The following is a 17,777-nucleotide window of genomic DNA, read 5'->3' as shown; positions in this document are numbered from 1 at the left end:
GTCAGGCAGCTTCGGCCATCTTGGTCTTGAGGCGATGGACAGTCCCGACCCCGACGCGCAGCTTCTTGGCGGTCGCATTGATGCTGATCCCCCGGTTGAGGGATCGCTTGATCCGTTCGACCTTGTCTGGGTCGAGCGCGGGACGGCCACCCTTCTTGTCAGAACGGGCAAGACCTGCGCGCACGCGTTCTGAGATCATGGCCCGCTCATACTCGCTGAACACGCTGAGCATTCCGTACAGGGCACGGCCAGATGGTGTTGAAGTGTCGAGTGCTTGGACGTGAAGGTAGAGATCGACGCCGCGCGCGTCGAGGTCAGCGAGCATGGAGACCAGATGCTGAAGGCTCCTTCCAAGCCTGCATACCGACCACGCCGCGATCATGTCGAACTCGCGTCGGGTGACGCCCTTGAGAAGGGCGTCAAGACCGGGCCGCTTCTCACGCCCGCGTGCGCCCGAGATGCCTTCGTCGGTGTAGTGGCCGACGATCTCCCAGCCCATGCGCTCGGCAGCGGCGTGGAGGTCTCGAAGCTGATTATCCGTGGTCTGCTTGCCGTCCGAGGTCGAGACCCGCGTATAGATCGCCACTCGCTTCGCCATGCCCGCTCCATCACCTGATTGATCGGTTTTGGAAATATATGGAAAGAAGTTGATCGTCTATGACGATAATAAGATATGGTCTATGCTCTGATCGGAGAGCATCTACGCGACCAGAAATCTCACTTCAGCGCCTGTAGGCAACGCCCTGTCCCAAAAGAGGCTCGGAGGTGTAAATATCTCGGGGCCTCAAATGAATACCATTTGCCGAGGTCAATATGCCTCGGCTTCCAATGGAGGCACGCATGGCATTCGGGTACGAGAACTGGAAAAACACCACCGCAGGTATCGAGACGGGTTGCGTGATCAGGCTCAAGGCGAGCGAGATTATTTCCGCCGCGCAGTCGGGCCAACCACCTGTTCGCGTCATCGCCGCTGATATCAGGCAGCACCTTGGTACCCAGCAGAACAATGCGTTCATCGGACGAATGATCCGCGAATGGCTCGGCCCAACCTTCCGCGTGACCGGGCGGGAGAAATGGCAACGTGAGGACGGCACGGAATCTGGTGCGGTCTACGATCAAGCTGCATGAAAGCGCGAGGGCGAGCCATGCTCGCCCTCAAGACGCGCGACGATGGAAGCGAACAACCACCGCCGCCGTCGGCCTTCCACATTCAACCGGTTCTGGAATGGCGGAAATAGCCGGGCATGACGCGGCGGAAATGCTCGTTTTTTTCAGCCCGGAAACAGACGGGTTTGTGGAATGCCTCGCCCGCGAACGTAGCAACCCACCCGGCACGCTGCACGTTAGTGTACGTGATTTGAAATACCGCTGGCCCACATGCTCACCGGCCTAAGCCTCACCATCGAGAGTAGTCTGGCTTGCGCGCGCATGATCCATGCTCCCGACGACCCCGATGGTGAACGATATGTGGTACTCTGCTGCGACCGATAATGGCCAGCGCAACGCCCCCGACAAGGCAGAGCACCATGCGCGATAACTATGGGGTGCCGAAGGGCCAACCATTAAACCCCTTCAACGTCCAGCAAGACATGACCCCCTATAATTATCTCAAATCTATCGCTGATTTTGGCAAAGAGCAGGTCGGATCACCGACATTTTTTAGCTCCCGACTGCCTTTCTCGGACGACCTCTCCCCCGGACAACTTCACCGGCAGCGACCTTCTTGGCCTTGATCCGGGCTTTGCGCGCCCGTTCCTTCTCTGCCTTTGTCATGGTCGATTTCGTGATGGCGGCTTGGCGCTCCGCCTCGGTCGCACAGCGCTCCAGCTTCCTGTCGAGACGGTGTTGTTTGAGAGACTTGCGCGCAACATCATCAAGCCCGATGTCTACGTGCTCAAGATCGACCTCGAATGGGAACCCGGCCACCTCGAAATAGGACTTCAGGAACTCGGCTTGCGAAAGATCGTAGACTCGGATGTCCACTGGGCGAGTGTCGTCCGCGACCCGAAGCGAACTGCGAAACACAATCTGGATGAGGTCTTCCATTTCGCGGCTGCGTGTGACCATGGCCGGGGTAATCCCAAACAACTTGAGGGCTGAGATTTCCGCCGGATTGCCTTTCGCACTGTAGCAGACCGAAACGGTGGTGAGATCGCGATACTCATTCGAACCGGCGATCTTGGGGCTGATCGCCTGACCGGGAATTTTGCCCTTCCATGCCGTGACGTGACGCAGGTTAGCTGTCCAGTAGTGGTTATCGTCATCACTGTTTGCCGCGATCCAGTCGGCCCAACGATGCTGGGCGTCCTTGTATGGACTAGCATCGTCATGCCAAAGGAATGACCCCGCATTGTGATCCTTCGCGAAGTAGCGGATGCGCACGGACCTCTTCGCCCATTCGTGCGCAGTCACGGTGGTCGGCAACGATTCGAAAGTGACCTGATGCTCTGGGTTGGCCGGGGTGCAGAATAGGGCGGTGATCAGGCCATAGGTCACACTGTGCTCGAAGGCGTTACCGACGATCCAGACCTCGCTGAAGGACGCAAGCTCGTGGATGTCCCAGACTGAATACCACGACCACGTCGCGTTTCTGAGTGCCATCTCGCGCCAATCGTGGATATTCACGTAGACGCCATGGCCGGACGTAATGCGTTTGTGGAAGTTAGCCCACGTCGAGGCCGTAGCGTCATTCTGATAGTCGGCGAGGCTCGGTGCATTGGGCTTTGCCGAAACGATGGAGAATGACGTTCCGACGACCCGCTCAAGGCCATAATGCGCTTGAAAGTGTGCGGCGTGGGCCGGTGTTCGGCGCAACTCATGGTCCCACAAGTTGGGTATCTCGTCCACGACGAGATGCCATCCTGCGAACGATGACCAATCGGCGGACTTCAGCGCTTCATGCGTGATGATGATCACGACGTGGCGTGCGAATTGGAGTTCGTTCGGGACACGCGCAATGTCCTGACGGACAGTCAGCGTGCCTTCCTCATCGAAGCGGTCAAGAGCGGACTTTATCACCCGGATGATTGGAGGTGTGATCCCCACGCGCGCGGCGGCTGCGGCGATCAGTCGTGAGCGGGTTGCCATGACCTCACGGCGGTCCACGGCGTAGACGTAGAGACCGGGGGCAGAACCCATATGGTCGACACAGCGGGTCGTCTTGCGCGATCCACATGGACCGCTATCATATCGAATAATCACTTAAAAACTTAAACCTCTTAACTCTGAAATCTGTAGTTACAGAGCTAATACGTGGTGCGTCATTATTAATCGGTGCGCTTGTTCGTAAAGATACTATATGGATAAATACACCAATTTTATGTGTCCACTGGCCATGTTTCTCGATAAGCGACGGCTTATGCCTAAACGGCGAAGGCCGAGTCCATAAAGAAAGTGACCTACCTGAAGCGAGGGGCTGGGCGCGCCCTTGCGCGACTGGTCATTCGCTTCAGGTAGGTCACTGCCCGTCGGTGAGGTCGTGCCGAAGCGAGGGGCAATAACCCTATGTAATCAATATGTTAATAGCCGCCCACTTAGCGCCAAGCGCCGCTAACCGGACGCGCGTCGCCTCATCACAACCGATGGCCAGTCGCGCAAAAGCGCGCCCGTCATCTGTTGATCTTCGTCGGCAGGCTATCGCCGGATTGGACATGACCAAACCCATGTGAAAATGAAATACAGGGGACGGATTCTGTTTCCTGTTTTCAGCCGTTGGTTGCGCAACGGAGTCCTGACCGATAAGCGATGCAATCCGCCATGAAATCCGGGCGCAGCCCGCTATCCGCCGCGCAGCGCCCCCGGAGGGGTGATGACGCCACACCCAATTGCGGTCAGTCAGGTGAACTCAAGAATGGGCAGTAATTCGGCGCGTATGATTTCGCGCGGGCGCTCGTGCTCATGCATCATCCATACGCTGGGGTGCAATGAACGGAAATGTTCGATTTCCGCCCGTGTAGCGCCCCAAACCACGAGCATGACGGCAAAGGGTGCGCGATTGCGCCGGTCCGGCCCGGTTCCGGCCTCACGACCGAACTGCATGCGTCCACGCAGGAAGCCAATATCGCACACCGGCACGATGTCAGTCTGAAAATACGCCGCGTCTGTGTTCGCAGGAACTAGCCCGACAACAACCCCGACCTTGCCGCTTGAATGCATCTCGTTTGCCCGCTTCAAGAACAAGCTTGCGGCTGAAAATGGCGGGTTCATATAAGTGAAATGCCCGCACCAGTCATCGCGCAGGCCGTCGCCACCTGCTGACAGGAGAATGCGGCGTCTGGCTCGAACCGGCGATTCAAGATGCGCGCAAGGATCGAGGTCGATCTCGCCCCAGACGGAAGTAAGTTTGTCGAGGAACTCGCAAGGGGTAAATCTTTTGTCCTTCTGAGCAAGCGACAGGGGCGTCAGGATCGTCTTTTGAGGTTTCTGACGCGCCATCTTCTTCGGCCCAATAGCATCAAGAACCTTGAGAACTGTGGCGATGGAGCCACCGCCCGCTTCCATTCGCGCTAGAGTCGCAGCCGTGATCCCGGCCTGCGCCGCAACATCCTGCTTGGAGCGGCCAAGTGTGAGCCTGCGATTTCCGAGTTGCTGAGACAAGGTGCGTCCGCGCGCCAAGCCCACGATGTGGAAATCCACCGCGCCCATCACCTTCACTAGCAATTCGAGCGATCCGATACCGCGCTCAAGGCGATGAATGCCTTGGCGATCTGTTCCGACATGCCCGGCTAGAGCGTCTTGGGTCAGGCCTTTGCCCCGTCTGGCGGCGGCGATCTCTTCAAGCAATTTCACGGTCAGGAATCAATCATATTTCAATATCAGCGTGTGCGGCTTCGAAGGGCAAAAATGTGAAGCGCGCAACCACCTGACGAGCGGTATCCCCAATGTCCGGTAGCGGCACGCGTGCGCGACGTTGGAGATACCTAGCCGTGAATGCCCGAATTGCCTGACGTCAGCCCACGGCGGCATAAATAGGGTGTCATGGAAAAAATCAGGTATCATCCCCGAGCCACAGGCCAGTGCCACATCGCCGTTGACGATGGAGGAGAGGTGGCGGAATTTGAGTTTGGCGTCATGGACGTAGAACGTGATGTTCAATTCCCCGAACGCCGCCGGTTCGCTGGATATTACGTTCGGATCGAAGGGTCGGATGGGGTCGAGTGGATCGGTCGCTCCACCATGTCAGTGGTTGCAGCCATGAGGGTGCTTGACGATGAACTCGCCGAGACTGGTGGCCGTCTTCTCGTTGCCGGGCTTCACGCCGATTTCTACGAAACCGCGTTGAGTGAGGGGAGCGGTTTCGGGTACATCAGCGGTTACCGTGACGCCGTGCACATCATGGAGCGACCCTTGCTCGATAGCCGCGCAAGATACTCTGCGACCGTCGAAAAGACAAGACATGAGATTAATCGGCACCGCAGGGATTAAGGAAATCAGCCGATAATTCAGTTTGATGGTTGTCCAGCCAATCCTTCGGCGTGGTAAAGTCCGGCAGCATCGTCTGCACGAACGCCCAAAATTCGGCTGCATGTGAACGGTGGCGCAGGTGCGCAAGTTCGTGGACGACCACGTATTCCAGCACTTTCTTCGGCGCGAACACGAGGTGCCAGTTCACTAATATGTTACCCTCTGCGCCGCATGATCCCCATCCCTGTCTAAGGTCGGCTACCCTTACCGAGCGAGGCTCAAGGCGGAAACGTCGCCGGTAAGCCCCCACAACATCATTGACATCAAGCCGCGCGCGTTGCTTGAGCCAATGCTTGAGTTCACTGGCGACTATACGATCCGGGTCCCCTTCGACCCAGTGAGGCAGATCGACAACGAAGCCGTTGCGATAGGATACCGCCGCCCGGTCTGCATCAGTCCGGCGAACTGTGAGCGGCATTCGCCTACCACGATAGGGTATCTTCGAACCGGTGGCGAACCGGGGCACGGCGTGACGGCTCGCAGTGACCCGTTCCATTTCTTGGACAGTGTCAAATAGCCACTGCCGCTTGCGCGTCAGAAAATCGGCGATCTCGCTGTCGCCGTCCTCCTGCAACGCCAACACCTCGATATGGCCGGGCGTGATCGTAATTCGACGCTCCGACGCCGCCGCAGACCGGCGCAGGTCGTACGTGAACTCCTTTCGGCCTATCTGAAACGTCGGCATCAGCGCCCCGTCCCGAACGCGTTGATCGCAAAATCCTCCACCTGCTCACGGATCGCCTTTGTTTCGCCCACACCGTTTTCGGTTAGGATACGCCGGACCTGCTGACGCAAGGAGCGCAAGTAGGATTCCATGTGCGCAAAGGCGGGCTGCGTCACGGCGGCGTCGGCGTAGACCTTACCGATGGAGACCGCCGCGCCGATCAATGACGGGCGGTTGGCGTCGGGTACGATGGCTTCCATGATGCGTAAGATCGCGAACGCGTTCTCGTCCATCCCAAGCTCAGCATGAGCGCCCTGCTCTGCATGGATGCCCCCTACCAAGTCCTCGAAGTCGGCCAAACCATCGGCGGCGGCAACCTGCCCGGCCTCGAAGCGCCGGATGATCTCTAAAACCCGCTCGGAGAAGCGGCCGTACTGGGCCGGATTTTTGTCTACCAGTTCGCGCGTGACCCGGCGAAGCTCGGCAGACTTGCGCACGAATGCCTCCTGCAACTCGGCTTCGGATTTTTCTTCCGTGGCAAAATCGTCGGCGAAGTTGGGGTCGGTGATGTCGCGCAGCCGGATCGTGGTGGACAGGCCGGTGACGTGGACGTGCTGCTCCAGCATGTCCCTGATCTTGCCGCTGTAGCTGCGGTGATCGAGGCTTTCGTCCTTGGCGATCACCTGCGTTGCCAATCGGAGGAAAGCTGCCGCCCATTTCACCTCGGCGGTGTAGTCGAGGATGGCGGGGTCGGGAGAAAGGTCGGCATAGACCCTAATGAAAACCCGCGCGAACCGCTGGAGGTCGAACCATTCGTCTTCGCGGCCCCCGTCTTCCGCATCGGTACTGGCGAACTTGCCAACGGCATAAGCCGCCGCTTTCTCGTCCATGCCCTCCAGCCCCATAGCGCGCTTCTGTACCCGATACCGAGCATGAGCTTCCTTGAGGTCGTTGCGCAAGATCGCGATGTCGCGCATCGCATGTTCGACATCCTCCGAACGATAGGACTGCAACGCCTCATCGAGATGGCCGGTGACGCCGATGTAATCGACGATGCGGCCATTGGGCTTGGTGATCTCACCGCCATCAGGCAGTTTCAGCGAACAGGTGCGATTGGTCCGGGCGATGGCCTGCAACAGCCCATGTTCTTTGAGCGGCTTGTCGAGATACATGACGTGCTCGATGGGTGCGTCGAACCCGGTCAGCAGCTTGTCGCATACGATCAGGAAGTTCGGCTGCTGTCCGAAGAATTTGAACTGCCGTTTGGCTTCTCGCTCGGCCTCGGCATCGAGGTAGAAGGCCTCCAGCCCCTCGCGCAGCGCCTGCACGTCAGCGTTCTCGGAGGGCTTATTGTCCTCTTGGCTCTTGGAATAGACGCAAGCGATCATGCTGTCGGCGTGCGTCTGCGCGGCGGCGTCCAAACCATCTCGCTCCAGATCGGCGGTGATGGCTGCCGACAGAGCGGCACGGTAGAGGATCACGGCCTCGCGATCCACGGCGACGATCTGCGCTTTGAAGCCGTCCGGCTGGCACACCTGCTTGAAGTGCTCCCAGATGTCCAAGGCGATCAGGCGGATACGCTCCGGGTGCTTGGCTAGGGTGGCAAGCGTCAGGCCCTTGCGCTTCAACTCCTCCCGCTTGTCGTCCGGCAGATCGACGAACCAGCGGTCGAACAGGATGTCGATCTCGGCCTCGTTGATAGCCCAGTCGGCCTTGCGGCCTTCGTACAGGATCGGCACGGTCGCGCCGTCGCGCACGGCATCGTCGATGCCGTACTTGTCGAGATAGCCTTCGCCCGCGATGCTGAACCGCGCGTAGGTATCCTTATCGGTCGATTTGATGGGGGTGCCGGTAAAGCCGTAGAAATGGGCATCGGGCAAGGTCGCCTGCAGATAGGCACCGAGGTCTTTTTCCTGCGTGCGGTGACACTCATCAACCAGCACGATCCAGTTATCCGACGCCGGGATGGGGTCGCGTGACCCCGCAAATTTGAAGATGGTGGAGAGCAGGATTTGGCCGTTGCCGCCGCGCCCTACGGCATCGCGCAAGTCCGCCACCGATCCGCACTGCTTGGGATTGGGCAAACCGCAAGCGACGAAGGTGCCGCTGATCTGGTTGTCGAGGTCGATCCGATCCGTCAGCACAAGGATGTTAGGATTGGCGAGGGTCGGCGCGTCGAGCGTCAGGTGGGTTTTCAGCTTGAGGGCGAGGAATACCATGGTCAGGCTCTTGCCCGAGCCCTGCGTGTGCCAGATTAGGCCCTTCCTGTACTTGCCCGCAGCAACCCGCTCCACGGCCTTGTTGACCGCGCGGAACTGCTGGTAGCGGCAAACCTTCTTGATCTTCCGGCCCGTTTCCGGGTCGATCTCGAAGACGATGAAGTGGGCCAGCAGGTCGAGGAACCGGGAAGGCTCGCACAGACACCACAGGTCTTTCGCGAGATCATCGGGAAAGTCGGCCAGCGTACGCGGCCAAGCATCCGGCCACGGGGCATAGAACTGCGACGGCGCTTCGGTCGCGCCGTACAGGGTGGTCATGCCATCGGTGACGATGTTGAAGGCGTTGGACGCAAACAGGCGCGGGATGTCGCGCTCATACTGCTTGATCTGCTCGAAGGCTTCCTCGGCCTTGGCGGTGGTCTTGAGCGGGCTCTTGGCCTCGATCACCACCAGCGGGATACCGTTCACGAACAGTACGATATCAGGGATGCGCGGGCGCTGGGCGGCGACGCGAAACTGGCGCACGACGTGGAAGCTGTTGTTACCGGGCGTCTTGAAGTCGATCAGGGCAATGGGCCGGTCACGGTTTTCGCCGGACAGGCGGCGCGAATAGCCGCCGCGCAGCTTGCGTTGCCATTCCTCATTGTCGGACAGGGTGGCAAGGTCGTTATAGACCGCCTCGGCATCGCCCGCGCCGATGCCGTTCAGCGCCTGCAATGCCGCGATCAGCACTGGCTTGAGGATGACGCGGTTCTCTTCCACCCGCATCTCCAGCGCCGCCTCGGGCGCAAGCGGCTGGTAGCCCAGCGCCGCCAGCACTTCCATCGCGGGCTTCTCGGCAAGGCGATACTCGCTCATACGGGTACCCGAACTTGGCCGGAGAGAAGGTCGGACATCAAGTGTGCCTTCATTACGGCATACGCCTCGTTGGATCGTTTGGCAGCATCGCGTGCCGCCCCGATGTCCTCCATCACTTCTGCAATTCGGACCTGTTCATGTAGCGTGGGGAAGCCAAACTTGAGCTTGCGGAAGGTTCGCTGCTTTATCCCTTTTGCCGTTGACCCCGTGGCGTGGGACCAGATCAAAGCCTGCACTGGCTTGGAAAGGAGCAGCCATTTCAAAAACTTCGCGTCAAGCGCCCCCGGCTTTGGCACGAGTGTCAGCGTCCGTTGCCCGAGCGCCGCCTTGATATCCGGAAACTCGGCGACATTCCCAAGTGGCGCTTCAGTCGTGAACATGATGTCGCCAGCGGACGGAAGCCCTCGACGCATCCAACTGTCAAAGTCGTGCGCGGCGATAAATTCGCGAGGCTCAAAGTCGAGATAGCCGAAACGGACATTCTTGGCCGTGAGAAGCGGTATGCCGCTGTCAGCCTTCGGCGGCGGAACACCCCGATAATCGATGATGTTGTCCAGCATGTCTTCAAGGGCGTATTGTCGCCATTCGTTGCCAACACCGGGCATTGCAGCCGCGAATAGCTCATCGGACAACGCCGATAGGGCAACTTCCGATTGATTGAGCGTCGCTTGGCTCGCAGCAATCGCCTCATCCACTGACCGCAACACCTCGGCGATCCGCCGCTGCTCGTCGAGGGATGGGACAAAGGTGGTTTTGGACGAGAGCGTCCCTTTGCGGATGTGCTTCATGGTGGTGCCATGCGCTTCATCGGCAAGGTCGGGCATGGATGCCTCAAGCCGGTATCGCAACCAATCGCGGTCCACCCCTTTTTTGGGCGTCACTTTGAACAAGTGCTGATTGAGGATCGCTGGTCCCTTGGTCCACCGCATGACAGCAAGCGTTGCCGACCATGAGAAGATCAGGTCGTCGCTGTCGATGAGATTACGGGGATCAACCTCTCCATCGAAAAAGTTGGCTTCCGCGTTAGGGTTCGTAATCTGCGCGATCCTGATGATCGGCAGTCCCTTGGTTCCCCAATCCTCTGGCTTGAACGCCCTACCGTTTACATAATCGGCAAGTGCGCTGAACGGGACAGATCGCCATCCGTCCGGCAGGTCCGACGTGACCCGCGTCATTTCGACTACGTCAGTCATTTGCCCTTGCCCTTCGGCTTGGGCTTTGAGGGTCTTGGGGGCCGCCCCGCACCAATGGTCTTGGCCTTCTGCGTCGCCTCCAGAAACGCGGTCTCCACGGCGCTGGGTGCGTCGATCTGGCGCACGTGCCACTGGTCATATTGTGCCAGCGCCTTGGCCTTGGCCACCTCGGCGGACACCTTGCCCGCATGGGTCAGAATGTCGCGGTCGCCCAATCGCAGAAAGTCGTCCAGCTTGGTGATCCAACCCTGCATTGTCATCGCCTTACGGCTCATCGCCTGCAACTCGGCAAACTCCAGATAGGCGGTGACGATGCGATTCAGCGCCTCGATCTCATCCGCCGCCAGATAGTTCTTGGCGATGGGGACATCGCTTTTGCGCGGCGCACCATCCTTGGACTGGTTGCCCCATGAGGTTAGCCCCATGTGATCCTTGGCAGCATTGGCGCGGGCGGCGACGATCTCGGCGGCGGTGTGGCCGTGGGCGGCCCAATGCATTTTGTTCTGCACGGTGGCGAAGAAGGTCTGCGTGGCCTCGGCTCTGGGGTCATAGTCGGCGCTGGTGGAGTAGATCGCCAGCACCTTCTGGTAGAACAGCTTCTCCGACGAGCGGATGTCCCGGATGCGGGCGAGCAGTTCCTCAAAATAGTCGGCTTGCGGGTCCTTCAGTTTGGCGTCGTCCATGACGAAGCCCTTGACCAGATACTCTGACAGGCTGGCCGCCGCCCAGCGTCGGAATTGGCTTCCACGCGGCGAACGCACGCGGAAGCCCACGGCGAGGATCATCGGCAATGCATAGTGCGCCACCAACCGGGTGACGCTGCGTTCGCCCTCGGTTTGAACTATTGAGAAACGCTCAATAGTTGCCTCGGGCTGCTCGCCCTCGTCGAGAATGGCCTTGATGTGCTTGTTAATGTTTGACACCGTGGTCTCGAACAGGTCGGCAAGCTGAACCTGCGTGAGCCAGACTGAACCTTGCTCCGCCTTGAGTTGGAAGGCTGCCCGGCCATCCTCGGTGTTGTAGAGGATGATCTCACTCGACATAGCCGAGCCTCCGCAGGTGGCTGAACATCACGGTCTCGGCGTCATTGCGCTTGGCAATCAGGTCTTGCAGCTTGGCCACCTCGGCCGCGACATCAACTGCCTCGGCATCCGCGCCGGTCTGCACATAGCGGCTGATGTTGAGGTTGTAGGCGTTAGCAGCGATCTCGTTCACCGGCACCACGCGGGCCAGCTTGTCGATGTCGGCAAAGCCATGCACCGCATCGGCCAGCGCCTTCACGTGGGTCTCGGTCAGGAAGTTCTGTGCCTTGCCGGGCCGATAAGTGGCATCGCCATTGACGACGAGCACCTTGCCGCGCCGCTCGACCGGCTTCTTCTTTCGGCAGATCAGCAGCGCGGCAGGGATGCCCGCTCCATAGAACAGATTGGGCGCAAGGCCGACCACCGCCTCGATCACGTCAGCAACCAGCATAGCTTCCCTGATGCGGCCTTCGGCCCCGCCACGGAACAACACGCCATGCGGCACCACCACTGCCAGCATTCCGCCATCCTTGAGGCTGGCAAGCATATGCTGCACGAACGCAAGATCACCATAGCCCTTGGGCGGACAGCCATAGTCGTCGCGCCCGAACGGATCGCCGTTCTGCCACACCTCGTAGCCCCACACCTTCTCCGAGAAGGGTGGGTTGGCGAGCACGCGGTCGTAGGCACCGATGCCCTCGACAAACTCGCGGGCCTTGGGGTCATACCGCTTAGGCGAGAGGATCGTATCGCCCTTGGCGATGAAGGCGTCGTCTACGTCGTGCAGGAACAGGTTGATCTCGGCGATGCCCCACGTCGCGAAGTTCTTCTCCTGCCCATAAAGCGAAAGGCTGCGGGCATCCTCGCCCCGGTCTTTCAGATACTGCACCGTCTCCAGCAACATGCCCGCCGACCCGCAGGTGGGATCGTAGACCGACATTCCGGGGCGCGGGTCGATGATCTCGACCATAAGCCGGACGATCTGGCGCGGCGTGTAGAACTCGCCGCCCTTCTTGCCCGCGCCCTCGGCGAACATCTTGATGAGATAGAGGTAGGCGTCGCCGAGCATGTCGGCTGGCACATCCGCGTTGCGAAGGCGGTACTTCTCAAAATGACCTAGCAGCTTTTCCAGCAAGGCATCGGAGAAGCGGTCCTGATTGGCGAAGTCCACATCCCCGAAGACCCCCCGCAGACGCAGGTTTGCGTCTTCGATGGCCGCTAGCGCATTGTTCAGCCGCTGTCCGATCTGCGTGGATTGCTGTCTTACGGCATCCCAGCGATGCTCGGATGGTACGTGGAAGCGGTGCTCGTCGGGGTCGGCAGCTTCCATCTGGTCGCCGGTCTCCGCGAGCAGGGTCTCGAACTCTTCGTCCCAGACATCACAGAGGCGTTTGAAAAAGAGAAGGCCGAAGATGTACTGCTTGTAGTCGCCTGCATCGACGGTGCCGCGCAGGATGTCTGCCGCGCCCCAGAGATGTCGCTCCAGTTCGCTCTGTGTCAATTTCCGCATTCGATCCTCGGGTTGTACGAGGCGTGTCTATAGGGCCGATCATGGCTTGAGAAGCCCGTTGTCACCCGTTGGAGCAACGCAGAGACGTGGCTGGGCAGAGTGTTCTGTCTGCAGAGAGAAACGTCGATCTCAAACGTCAAATCAGCCCAGCGCCAACGCATACGACTGGCTCTAGCACCTTCGGATGTCGAGCCTACTTTCGCTCTGTATTCCGATTCTGAGGTGAGGTTGAAGTCATACGCACGAAGGGGTTTAATGGTTGGCCCTTCGGCACCCCATAGTTATCGCGCATGGTGCTCTGCCTTGTCGGGGGCGTTGCGCTGGCCATTATCGGTCGCAGCAGAGTACCACATATCGTTCACCATCGGGGTCGTCGGGAGCATGGATCATGCGCGCGCAAGCCAGACTACTCTCGATGGTGAGGCTTAGGCCGGTGAGCATGTGGGCCAGCGGTATTTCAAATCACGTACACTAACGTGCAGCGTGCCGGGTGGGTTGCTACGTTCGCGGGCGAGGCATTCCACAAACCCGTCTGTTTCCGGGCTGAAAAAAACGAGCATTTCCGCCGCGTCATGCCCGGCTATTTCCGCCATTCCAGAACCGGTTGAATGTGGAAGGCCGACGGCGGCGGTGGTTGTTCGCTTCCATCGTCGCGCGTCTTGAGGGCGAGCATGGCTCGCCCTCGCGCTTTCATGCAGCTTGATCGTAGACCGCACCAGATTCCGTGCCGTCCTCACGTTGCCATTTCTCCCGCCCGGTCACGCGGAAGGTTGGGCCGAGCCATTCGCGGATCATTCGTCCGATGAACGCATTGTTCTGCTGGGTACCAAGGTGCTGCCTGATATCAGCGGCGATGACGCGAACAGGTGGTTGGCCCGACTGCGCGGCGGAAATAATCTCGCTCGCCTTGAGCCTGATCACGCAACCCGTCTCGATACCTGCGGTGGTGTTTTTCCAGTTCTCGTACCCGAATGCCATGCGTGCCTCCATTGGAAGCCGAGGCATATTGACCTCGGCAAATGGTATTCATTTGAGGCCCCGAGATATTTACACCTCCGAGCCTCTTTTGGGACAGGGCGTTGCCTACAGGCGCTGAAGTGAGATTTCTGGTCGCGTAGATGCTCTCCGATCAGAGCATAGACCATATCTTATTATCGTCATAGACGATCAACTTCTTTCCATATATTTCCAAAACCGATCAATCAGGTGATGGAGCGGGCATGGCGAAGCGAGTGGCGATCTATACGCGGGTCTCGACCTCGGACGGCAAGCAGACCACGGATAATCAGCTTCGAGACCTCCACGCCGCTGCCGAGCGCATGGGCTGGGAGATCGTCGGCCACTACACCGACGAAGGCATCTCGGGCGCACGCGGGCGTGAGAAGCGGCCCGGTCTTGACGCCCTTCTCAAGGGCGTCACCCGACGCGAGTTCGACATGATCGCGGCGTGGTCGGTATGCAGGCTTGGAAGGAGCCTTCAGCATCTGGTCTCCATGCTCGCTGACCTCGACGCGCGCGGCGTCGATCTCTACCTTCACGTCCAAGCACTCGACACTTCAACACCATCTGGCCGTGCCCTGTACGGAATGCTCAGCGTGTTCAGCGAGTATGAGCGGGCCATGATCTCAGAACGCGTGCGCGCAGGTCTTGCCCGTTCTGACAAGAAGGGTGGCCGTCCCGCGCTCGACCCAGACAAGGTCGAACGGATCAAGCGATCCCTCAACCGGGGGATCAGCATCAATGCGACCGCCAAGAAGCTGCGCGTCGGGGTCGGGACTGTCCATCGCCTCAAGACCAAGATGGCCGAAGCTGCCTGACCTCAGGGCTCGCGCCCCACGCGGTCCAACCAGTCGAGGAACTCTTCCTTCGTCATCGTCGTACCCTTCTGGGCTGCGGACTCCATGATCATCGCGACGATTTCGTCAGGGACGTCTTCCCGGCACAGCGGGCACGGACAAGGGCCATCATCGTCATCGGGGATCAATGCAACGTCCTCGACATCGCGACACCCCCATCGACGCAGGACCGGCATACCACCGAGAGAACTTCGTCACCCCTGATGGTGATCCGACCATCATGGAAATGCCCGCCACACTGGTCGCACCCTCGGGCTGCCGCAGCTTCGATCAGCAATACGTCGATGTCCTCACCGCCCATGTTCTCTCCAGATCGTACGAGGCTATCATGGTGACCCAGCCTGCCTTCCGCAACGATCTCCTCGACCGAGGCTCCACCAGCACCCACGCCCATCATGGAGGCATACATCATGACCGACCGCTTCGACACGCCGACCGGCGCAGCGTACCCACTTCATGATGCGGTCGATGATGCCCCGGCCACTGGTACCGACATCGACGATCTGATCGCGCGCCTGCGCGCCGCCCACGATGCGGGTACCGCCATCAACGAACTCAACGCTCGACTGGGCTCGATCATCACTGGAATGCCAACCGGAGAGCCATCGTTGAAGCCATCCCCGCCAGCGGCGGCGGTGCCGTTCCCGCTACCCGCCGCAACAACCTCATGAAATACCCCGGAAATCTGCCAATCCTAGGGTATGATTCTAGCGTCTGGGTCACAGAAGTGGGGCACAAACGGTCGATTCGTGGATTGTCCCGGCCCAGCTCGATCTACCAGTTTCAGGTGCGCGTCCCTGTCGATCTTAGTGAGGTCTCGGCCGCAGTCGTGTGAAGCCCGGTGCTACCACCGCAGATCTTCGATCAGAATGAGATCCAAGTGCTTGCACTCAGCCTTGCAACATCATGCGAGATATCAACCTGCATTGCGAGGCCAAGCCACTGAACGTCTCAGCCCATATTAGCGCCGGCAACTGTACGATTTTTGCGCAGACGATGGGCTTGCCGCACTCCCTGAAAAATGGAACATCCAATGACCGAGATCAAGCGCGAGCCGGGGCTGAAGACCATGCTTGGCGGCAATGGAAGCGGTTGCGGGCATTTTCCATGATCGTTCTCCGACGACCAGAATGGCCATCTGGAGAACGTTTGCCGACGTAAAGCAGCGAAAATGCTGCGAGGCTCATGCCGACCAGCGCCTGTCGCTCACATCGGCGCCGATTGAACACGCTTCCCGGCACCCGGCACCCGGCACCCCGGGGCTCAGCGGTCAGGTGTGCCCATGCGCTCGCCAGCGTCCTGCTCGGGCCAGACAACCTCCAATCGGGAATGGCTGATACGCCATTCGCCGCCGATGCGTTTGTACTCGTCTGCATAGAGGCCAAGCAGCAATAGAGGGTTGGGATCGGGCTTTGACGCGGTTTCGAAGTCGAGGAGATAACAACGTCCTTCTGCGGTATCCGGCCCGGTGGCTCGAATCCAGTGATTGGCGACTGCGTGGAGGAACGGGTAGCGCCCTTTGCCATCTCGATCATACAGCGCGAACGCAGCTTTTAAGCCCGCTTGGATCTCCTCGATCCCGTGCATGACACCAACGGTCACTTCCACGACTGCGTCGGGCGTGAAGACCTGGTCGAGGGCGTCGACATCGTTACCGTCGAGATAGTGCGAATACAGCGTCCGCAGGTCGCGGATCGCTTCCTTGTCGAGGAGCGCCTGAAGCGGGTCGGTCATAGGGATGTCCATGGGCAAAGGGTACGGTCTGACGGGCCGGACAAATTCCGGCCCGTCCGCTGCTTCACGCGGAGGCGTATGGCGGATAGTCGATGAACCCTTGCGCGCCGCCGCCGTAATAAGTGTTCTTGTCGGGCGCCGTCAGCGGCAACTCGTCACGCAGGCGGGCGACCAGATCGGGGTTGGAGATGAACGGCTGACCGAAGCCGGCGAGATCAATCGTCCCGTCCGCGATCAGGGTGTCCGCGCGTTCCCGCGTCATGCCGCCGGCGAGGATGATCGCGGTGGCAGGCAAGCTCCCACGGAAGACGCGGAGCAGCCGTTGGATCTTCGCCGAAACGGACTCGCCCTTGGCATCGCCCATGCCGAAGCCGGACTGATCCATCACGTGAACATAAGCGATGCGGCGCTCACCAAGCGCGGCGACCAGCGCGGTGTAGGTCTCCTCGATCTCGTCATAGTGCGCCATGTCGAACAGCTGCCCGAAGGGTGACAGCCGGATCGCAACACGCTCCCGGCCGACCCGCGCGATCGTTGCATCCACGACCTCGAGCGCGAAGCGCAGCCGGTTTTCCATCGTATCGGAGGCGTAGTGGTCGCTGCGATCGTTGACGGCGGGGTTGAGGAACTGCTCGAGGAGATAGCCATTGGCGCCGTGGATCTCGACGCCGTCAAAGCCCGCGTCGACCGCATTGGCGGCCGCTTGCGCAAAATCCTCGGCTACGCGCGATACCTCTTCGGTGGTTAGCTGGCGCGGGGCGGATGCCGCGACGAAGCCGGGCTTGCCGTCCTCGTCATAGCCGAACGCGGTGGCGCCCTGCGCCGTTTTCGAGCTGCCGCTGACAGGCGCCTCGCCATTGGCCTGGATCGATGGATGCGAAACGCGCCCGACATGCCAGATCTGCGCGAAGATGCGCCCACCGACCGCGTGAACCGACTGGGTCGTCAGGCGCCAGCCGGCAATCTGCTCGGGCGTGAAGATGCCGGGGTTGAACAGATAGCCTTGTCCCTCCCGCGAGATCGGCGTGCCTTCGCTGACGATCAGCCCGGCCGTCGCGCGCTGCGCGTAATAGAGCGCGATCGTCTCGGTGGCGACGTCGTCGGGCGCGCGCGAGCGGGTCATGGGGGCCATGACGACCCGGTTGGCGAGCGGCAAGCCGGACAAGTCGAAGGAGGTGAAGAGGTCGGTCAAGGTGCATATCCTGTGCAGCGTGTTCGACTCGCCATGTAAGGGGTCGGCGTGAGATAATTCAGAGGC

The 17,777-nt window shown here is 60.0% G+C and carries 16 protein-coding genes; 4 read left to right on the top strand and 12 right to left on the bottom strand.

Going from position 1 to position 17,777, the window contains the following annotated elements; translation table 11 throughout:
- Position 1: 1 nt before the first annotated feature.
- Positions 2-598, bottom strand: a complete 597-nt coding sequence (locus tag TQ38_RS16330; RefSeq protein WP_043980193.1) for a recombinase family protein — start codon at positions 596-598, stop codon at positions 2-4.
- 242 nt (positions 599-840) lie between these two features.
- Between TQ38_RS16330 and TQ38_RS16325 the strand changes: the two genes are divergently transcribed.
- The gene (locus TQ38_RS16325) at positions 841-1,128 is read left to right on the top strand and encodes a hypothetical protein (protein WP_162792260.1); all 288 of its coding nucleotides are present in this window, start codon (positions 841-843) and stop codon (positions 1,126-1,128) included.
- Between the two features lie 531 nt (positions 1,129-1,659).
- On the opposite strand, the gene TQ38_RS16320 is transcribed toward TQ38_RS16325, so the two are convergent.
- Positions 1,660-3,138, bottom strand: a complete 1,479-nt coding sequence (locus TQ38_RS16320) for a hypothetical protein (protein WP_043980196.1) — start codon at positions 3,136-3,138, stop codon at positions 1,660-1,662.
- Between the two features lie 696 nt (positions 3,139-3,834).
- The gene (locus tag TQ38_RS16315; protein WP_052506018.1) at positions 3,835-4,788 is read right to left on the bottom strand and encodes a DNA N-6-adenine-methyltransferase; all 954 of its coding nucleotides are present in this window, start codon (positions 4,786-4,788) and stop codon (positions 3,835-3,837) included.
- 189 nt (positions 4,789-4,977) lie between these two features.
- On the opposite strand from TQ38_RS16315, the gene TQ38_RS16310 reads away from it, so the two are divergent.
- Positions 4,978-5,424, top strand: coding sequence for a hypothetical protein (locus TQ38_RS16310; protein ID WP_043980197.1), 447 nt, complete (start codon positions 4,978-4,980; stop codon positions 5,422-5,424).
- Here TQ38_RS16310 and TQ38_RS16305 read toward each other — a convergent pair.
- The 6 genes from TQ38_RS16305 to TQ38_RS16280 all read right to left on the bottom strand — a co-directional run bounded on the left by TQ38_RS16305 (position 5,402) and on the right by TQ38_RS16280 (position 13,907).
- The gene (locus TQ38_RS16305) at positions 5,402-6,148 is read right to left on the bottom strand and encodes a M48 family metallopeptidase (RefSeq protein ID WP_043980200.1); all 747 of its coding nucleotides are present in this window, start codon (positions 6,146-6,148) and stop codon (positions 5,402-5,404) included. The genes TQ38_RS16310 and TQ38_RS16305 overlap by 23 nt on opposite strands.
- Positions 6,148-9,204, bottom strand: coding sequence for a type I restriction endonuclease subunit R (locus TQ38_RS16300; protein ID WP_043980203.1), 3,057 nt, complete (start codon positions 9,202-9,204; stop codon positions 6,148-6,150). The genes TQ38_RS16305 and TQ38_RS16300 overlap by 1 nt, the downstream gene beginning before the upstream one ends.
- Complete coding sequence (locus TQ38_RS16295; protein WP_052506019.1) at positions 9,201-10,397, bottom strand: restriction endonuclease subunit S; 1,197 nt, start codon at positions 10,395-10,397, stop codon at positions 9,201-9,203. The genes TQ38_RS16300 and TQ38_RS16295 overlap by 4 nt, the downstream gene beginning before the upstream one ends.
- The gene (locus TQ38_RS16290) at positions 10,394-11,440 is read right to left on the bottom strand and encodes a virulence RhuM family protein (protein ID WP_043980205.1); all 1,047 of its coding nucleotides are present in this window, start codon (positions 11,438-11,440) and stop codon (positions 10,394-10,396) included. Before TQ38_RS16290 ends, TQ38_RS16295 begins: the two co-directional genes overlap by 4 nt.
- Entirely contained in the window at positions 11,430-12,929 is a 1,500-nt protein-coding gene (locus TQ38_RS16285) for a class I SAM-dependent DNA methyltransferase (protein ID WP_043980207.1), read from the bottom strand. Before TQ38_RS16285 ends, TQ38_RS16290 begins: the two co-directional genes overlap by 11 nt.
- Before the next feature lie 690 nt (positions 12,930-13,619).
- Positions 13,620-13,907, bottom strand: coding sequence for a hypothetical protein (locus tag TQ38_RS16280; protein WP_162792260.1), 288 nt, complete (start codon positions 13,905-13,907; stop codon positions 13,620-13,622).
- A 242-nt stretch (positions 13,908-14,149) separates the two neighbouring features.
- Between TQ38_RS16280 and TQ38_RS16275 the strand changes: the two genes are divergently transcribed.
- On the top strand, positions 14,150-14,746 hold the full coding sequence (locus TQ38_RS16275) for a recombinase family protein (RefSeq protein ID WP_043980193.1): 597 nt from the start codon (positions 14,150-14,152) through the stop codon (positions 14,744-14,746).
- Between the two features lie 163 nt (positions 14,747-14,909).
- On the opposite strand, the gene TQ38_RS16270 is transcribed toward TQ38_RS16275, so the two are convergent.
- Positions 14,910-15,197: a hypothetical protein gene (locus TQ38_RS16270; protein WP_043980189.1), complete on the bottom strand. Its 288-nt coding sequence runs from the start codon at positions 15,195-15,197 to the stop codon at positions 14,910-14,912.
- Between TQ38_RS16270 and TQ38_RS16265 the strand changes: the two genes are divergently transcribed.
- Complete coding sequence (locus tag TQ38_RS16265) at positions 15,196-15,456, top strand: hypothetical protein (protein WP_113941935.1); 261 nt, start codon at positions 15,196-15,198, stop codon at positions 15,454-15,456. The genes TQ38_RS16270 and TQ38_RS16265 overlap by 2 nt on opposite strands.
- 592 nt (positions 15,457-16,048) lie before the next feature.
- On the opposite strand, the gene TQ38_RS16260 is transcribed toward TQ38_RS16265, so the two are convergent.
- Positions 16,049-16,519 (bottom strand): nuclear transport factor 2 family protein, encoded by a 471-nt coding sequence (locus tag TQ38_RS16260; RefSeq protein ID WP_043977281.1) that lies wholly within the window; start codon positions 16,517-16,519, stop codon positions 16,049-16,051.
- A gap of 64 nt (positions 16,520-16,583) precedes the next feature.
- The gene (locus TQ38_RS16255) at positions 16,584-17,711 is read right to left on the bottom strand and encodes an alkene reductase (protein WP_043977240.1); all 1,128 of its coding nucleotides are present in this window, start codon (positions 17,709-17,711) and stop codon (positions 16,584-16,586) included.
- Positions 17,712-17,777 lie beyond the last annotated feature (66 nt).

This window comes from Novosphingobium sp. P6W (assembly GCF_000876675.2).
Taxonomy (GTDB): Bacteria; Pseudomonadota; Alphaproteobacteria; order Sphingomonadales; family Sphingomonadaceae; genus Novosphingobium.
The sequence above is the reverse complement of the archived record's forward strand: the minus strand, read 5'-3'. Positions and strand labels throughout refer to the sequence as shown.

Coding starts and splice junctions, on each gene's coding strand:
- TQ38_RS16275 (WP_043980193.1), top strand. CDS start 14,150: ATGGCGAAGCGAGTGGCGATCTATACGCGGGTCTCGACCTCGGACGGC.
- TQ38_RS16290 (WP_043980205.1), bottom strand. CDS start 11,440: ATGTCGAGTGAGATCATCCTCTACAACACCGAGGATGGCCGGGCAGCC.
- TQ38_RS16285 (WP_043980207.1), bottom strand. CDS start 12,929: ATGCGGAAATTGACACAGAGCGAACTGGAGCGACATCTCTGGGGCGCG.
- TQ38_RS16310 (WP_043980197.1), top strand. CDS start 4,978: ATGGAAAAAATCAGGTATCATCCCCGAGCCACAGGCCAGTGCCACATC.
- TQ38_RS16305 (WP_043980200.1), bottom strand. CDS start 6,148: ATGCCGACGTTTCAGATAGGCCGAAAGGAGTTCACGTACGACCTGCGC.
- TQ38_RS16330 (WP_043980193.1), bottom strand. CDS start 598: ATGGCGAAGCGAGTGGCGATCTATACGCGGGTCTCGACCTCGGACGGC.
- TQ38_RS16320 (WP_043980196.1), bottom strand. CDS start 3,138: ATGGGTTCTGCCCCCGGTCTCTACGTCTACGCCGTGGACCGCCGTGAG.
- TQ38_RS16300 (WP_043980203.1), bottom strand. CDS start 9,204: ATGAGCGAGTATCGCCTTGCCGAGAAGCCCGCGATGGAAGTGCTGGCG.
- TQ38_RS16265 (WP_113941935.1), top strand. CDS start 15,196: ATGACCGACCGCTTCGACACGCCGACCGGCGCAGCGTACCCACTTCAT.
- TQ38_RS16270 (WP_043980189.1), bottom strand. CDS start 15,197: ATGATGTATGCCTCCATGATGGGCGTGGGTGCTGGTGGAGCCTCGGTC.
- TQ38_RS16325 (WP_162792260.1), top strand. CDS start 841: ATGGCATTCGGGTACGAGAACTGGAAAAACACCACCGCAGGTATCGAG.
- TQ38_RS16295 (WP_052506019.1), bottom strand. CDS start 10,397: ATGACTGACGTAGTCGAAATGACGCGGGTCACGTCGGACCTGCCGGAC.
- TQ38_RS16280 (WP_162792260.1), bottom strand. CDS start 13,907: ATGGCATTCGGGTACGAGAACTGGAAAAACACCACCGCAGGTATCGAG.
- TQ38_RS16260 (WP_043977281.1), bottom strand. CDS start 16,519: ATGACCGACCCGCTTCAGGCGCTCCTCGACAAGGAAGCGATCCGCGAC.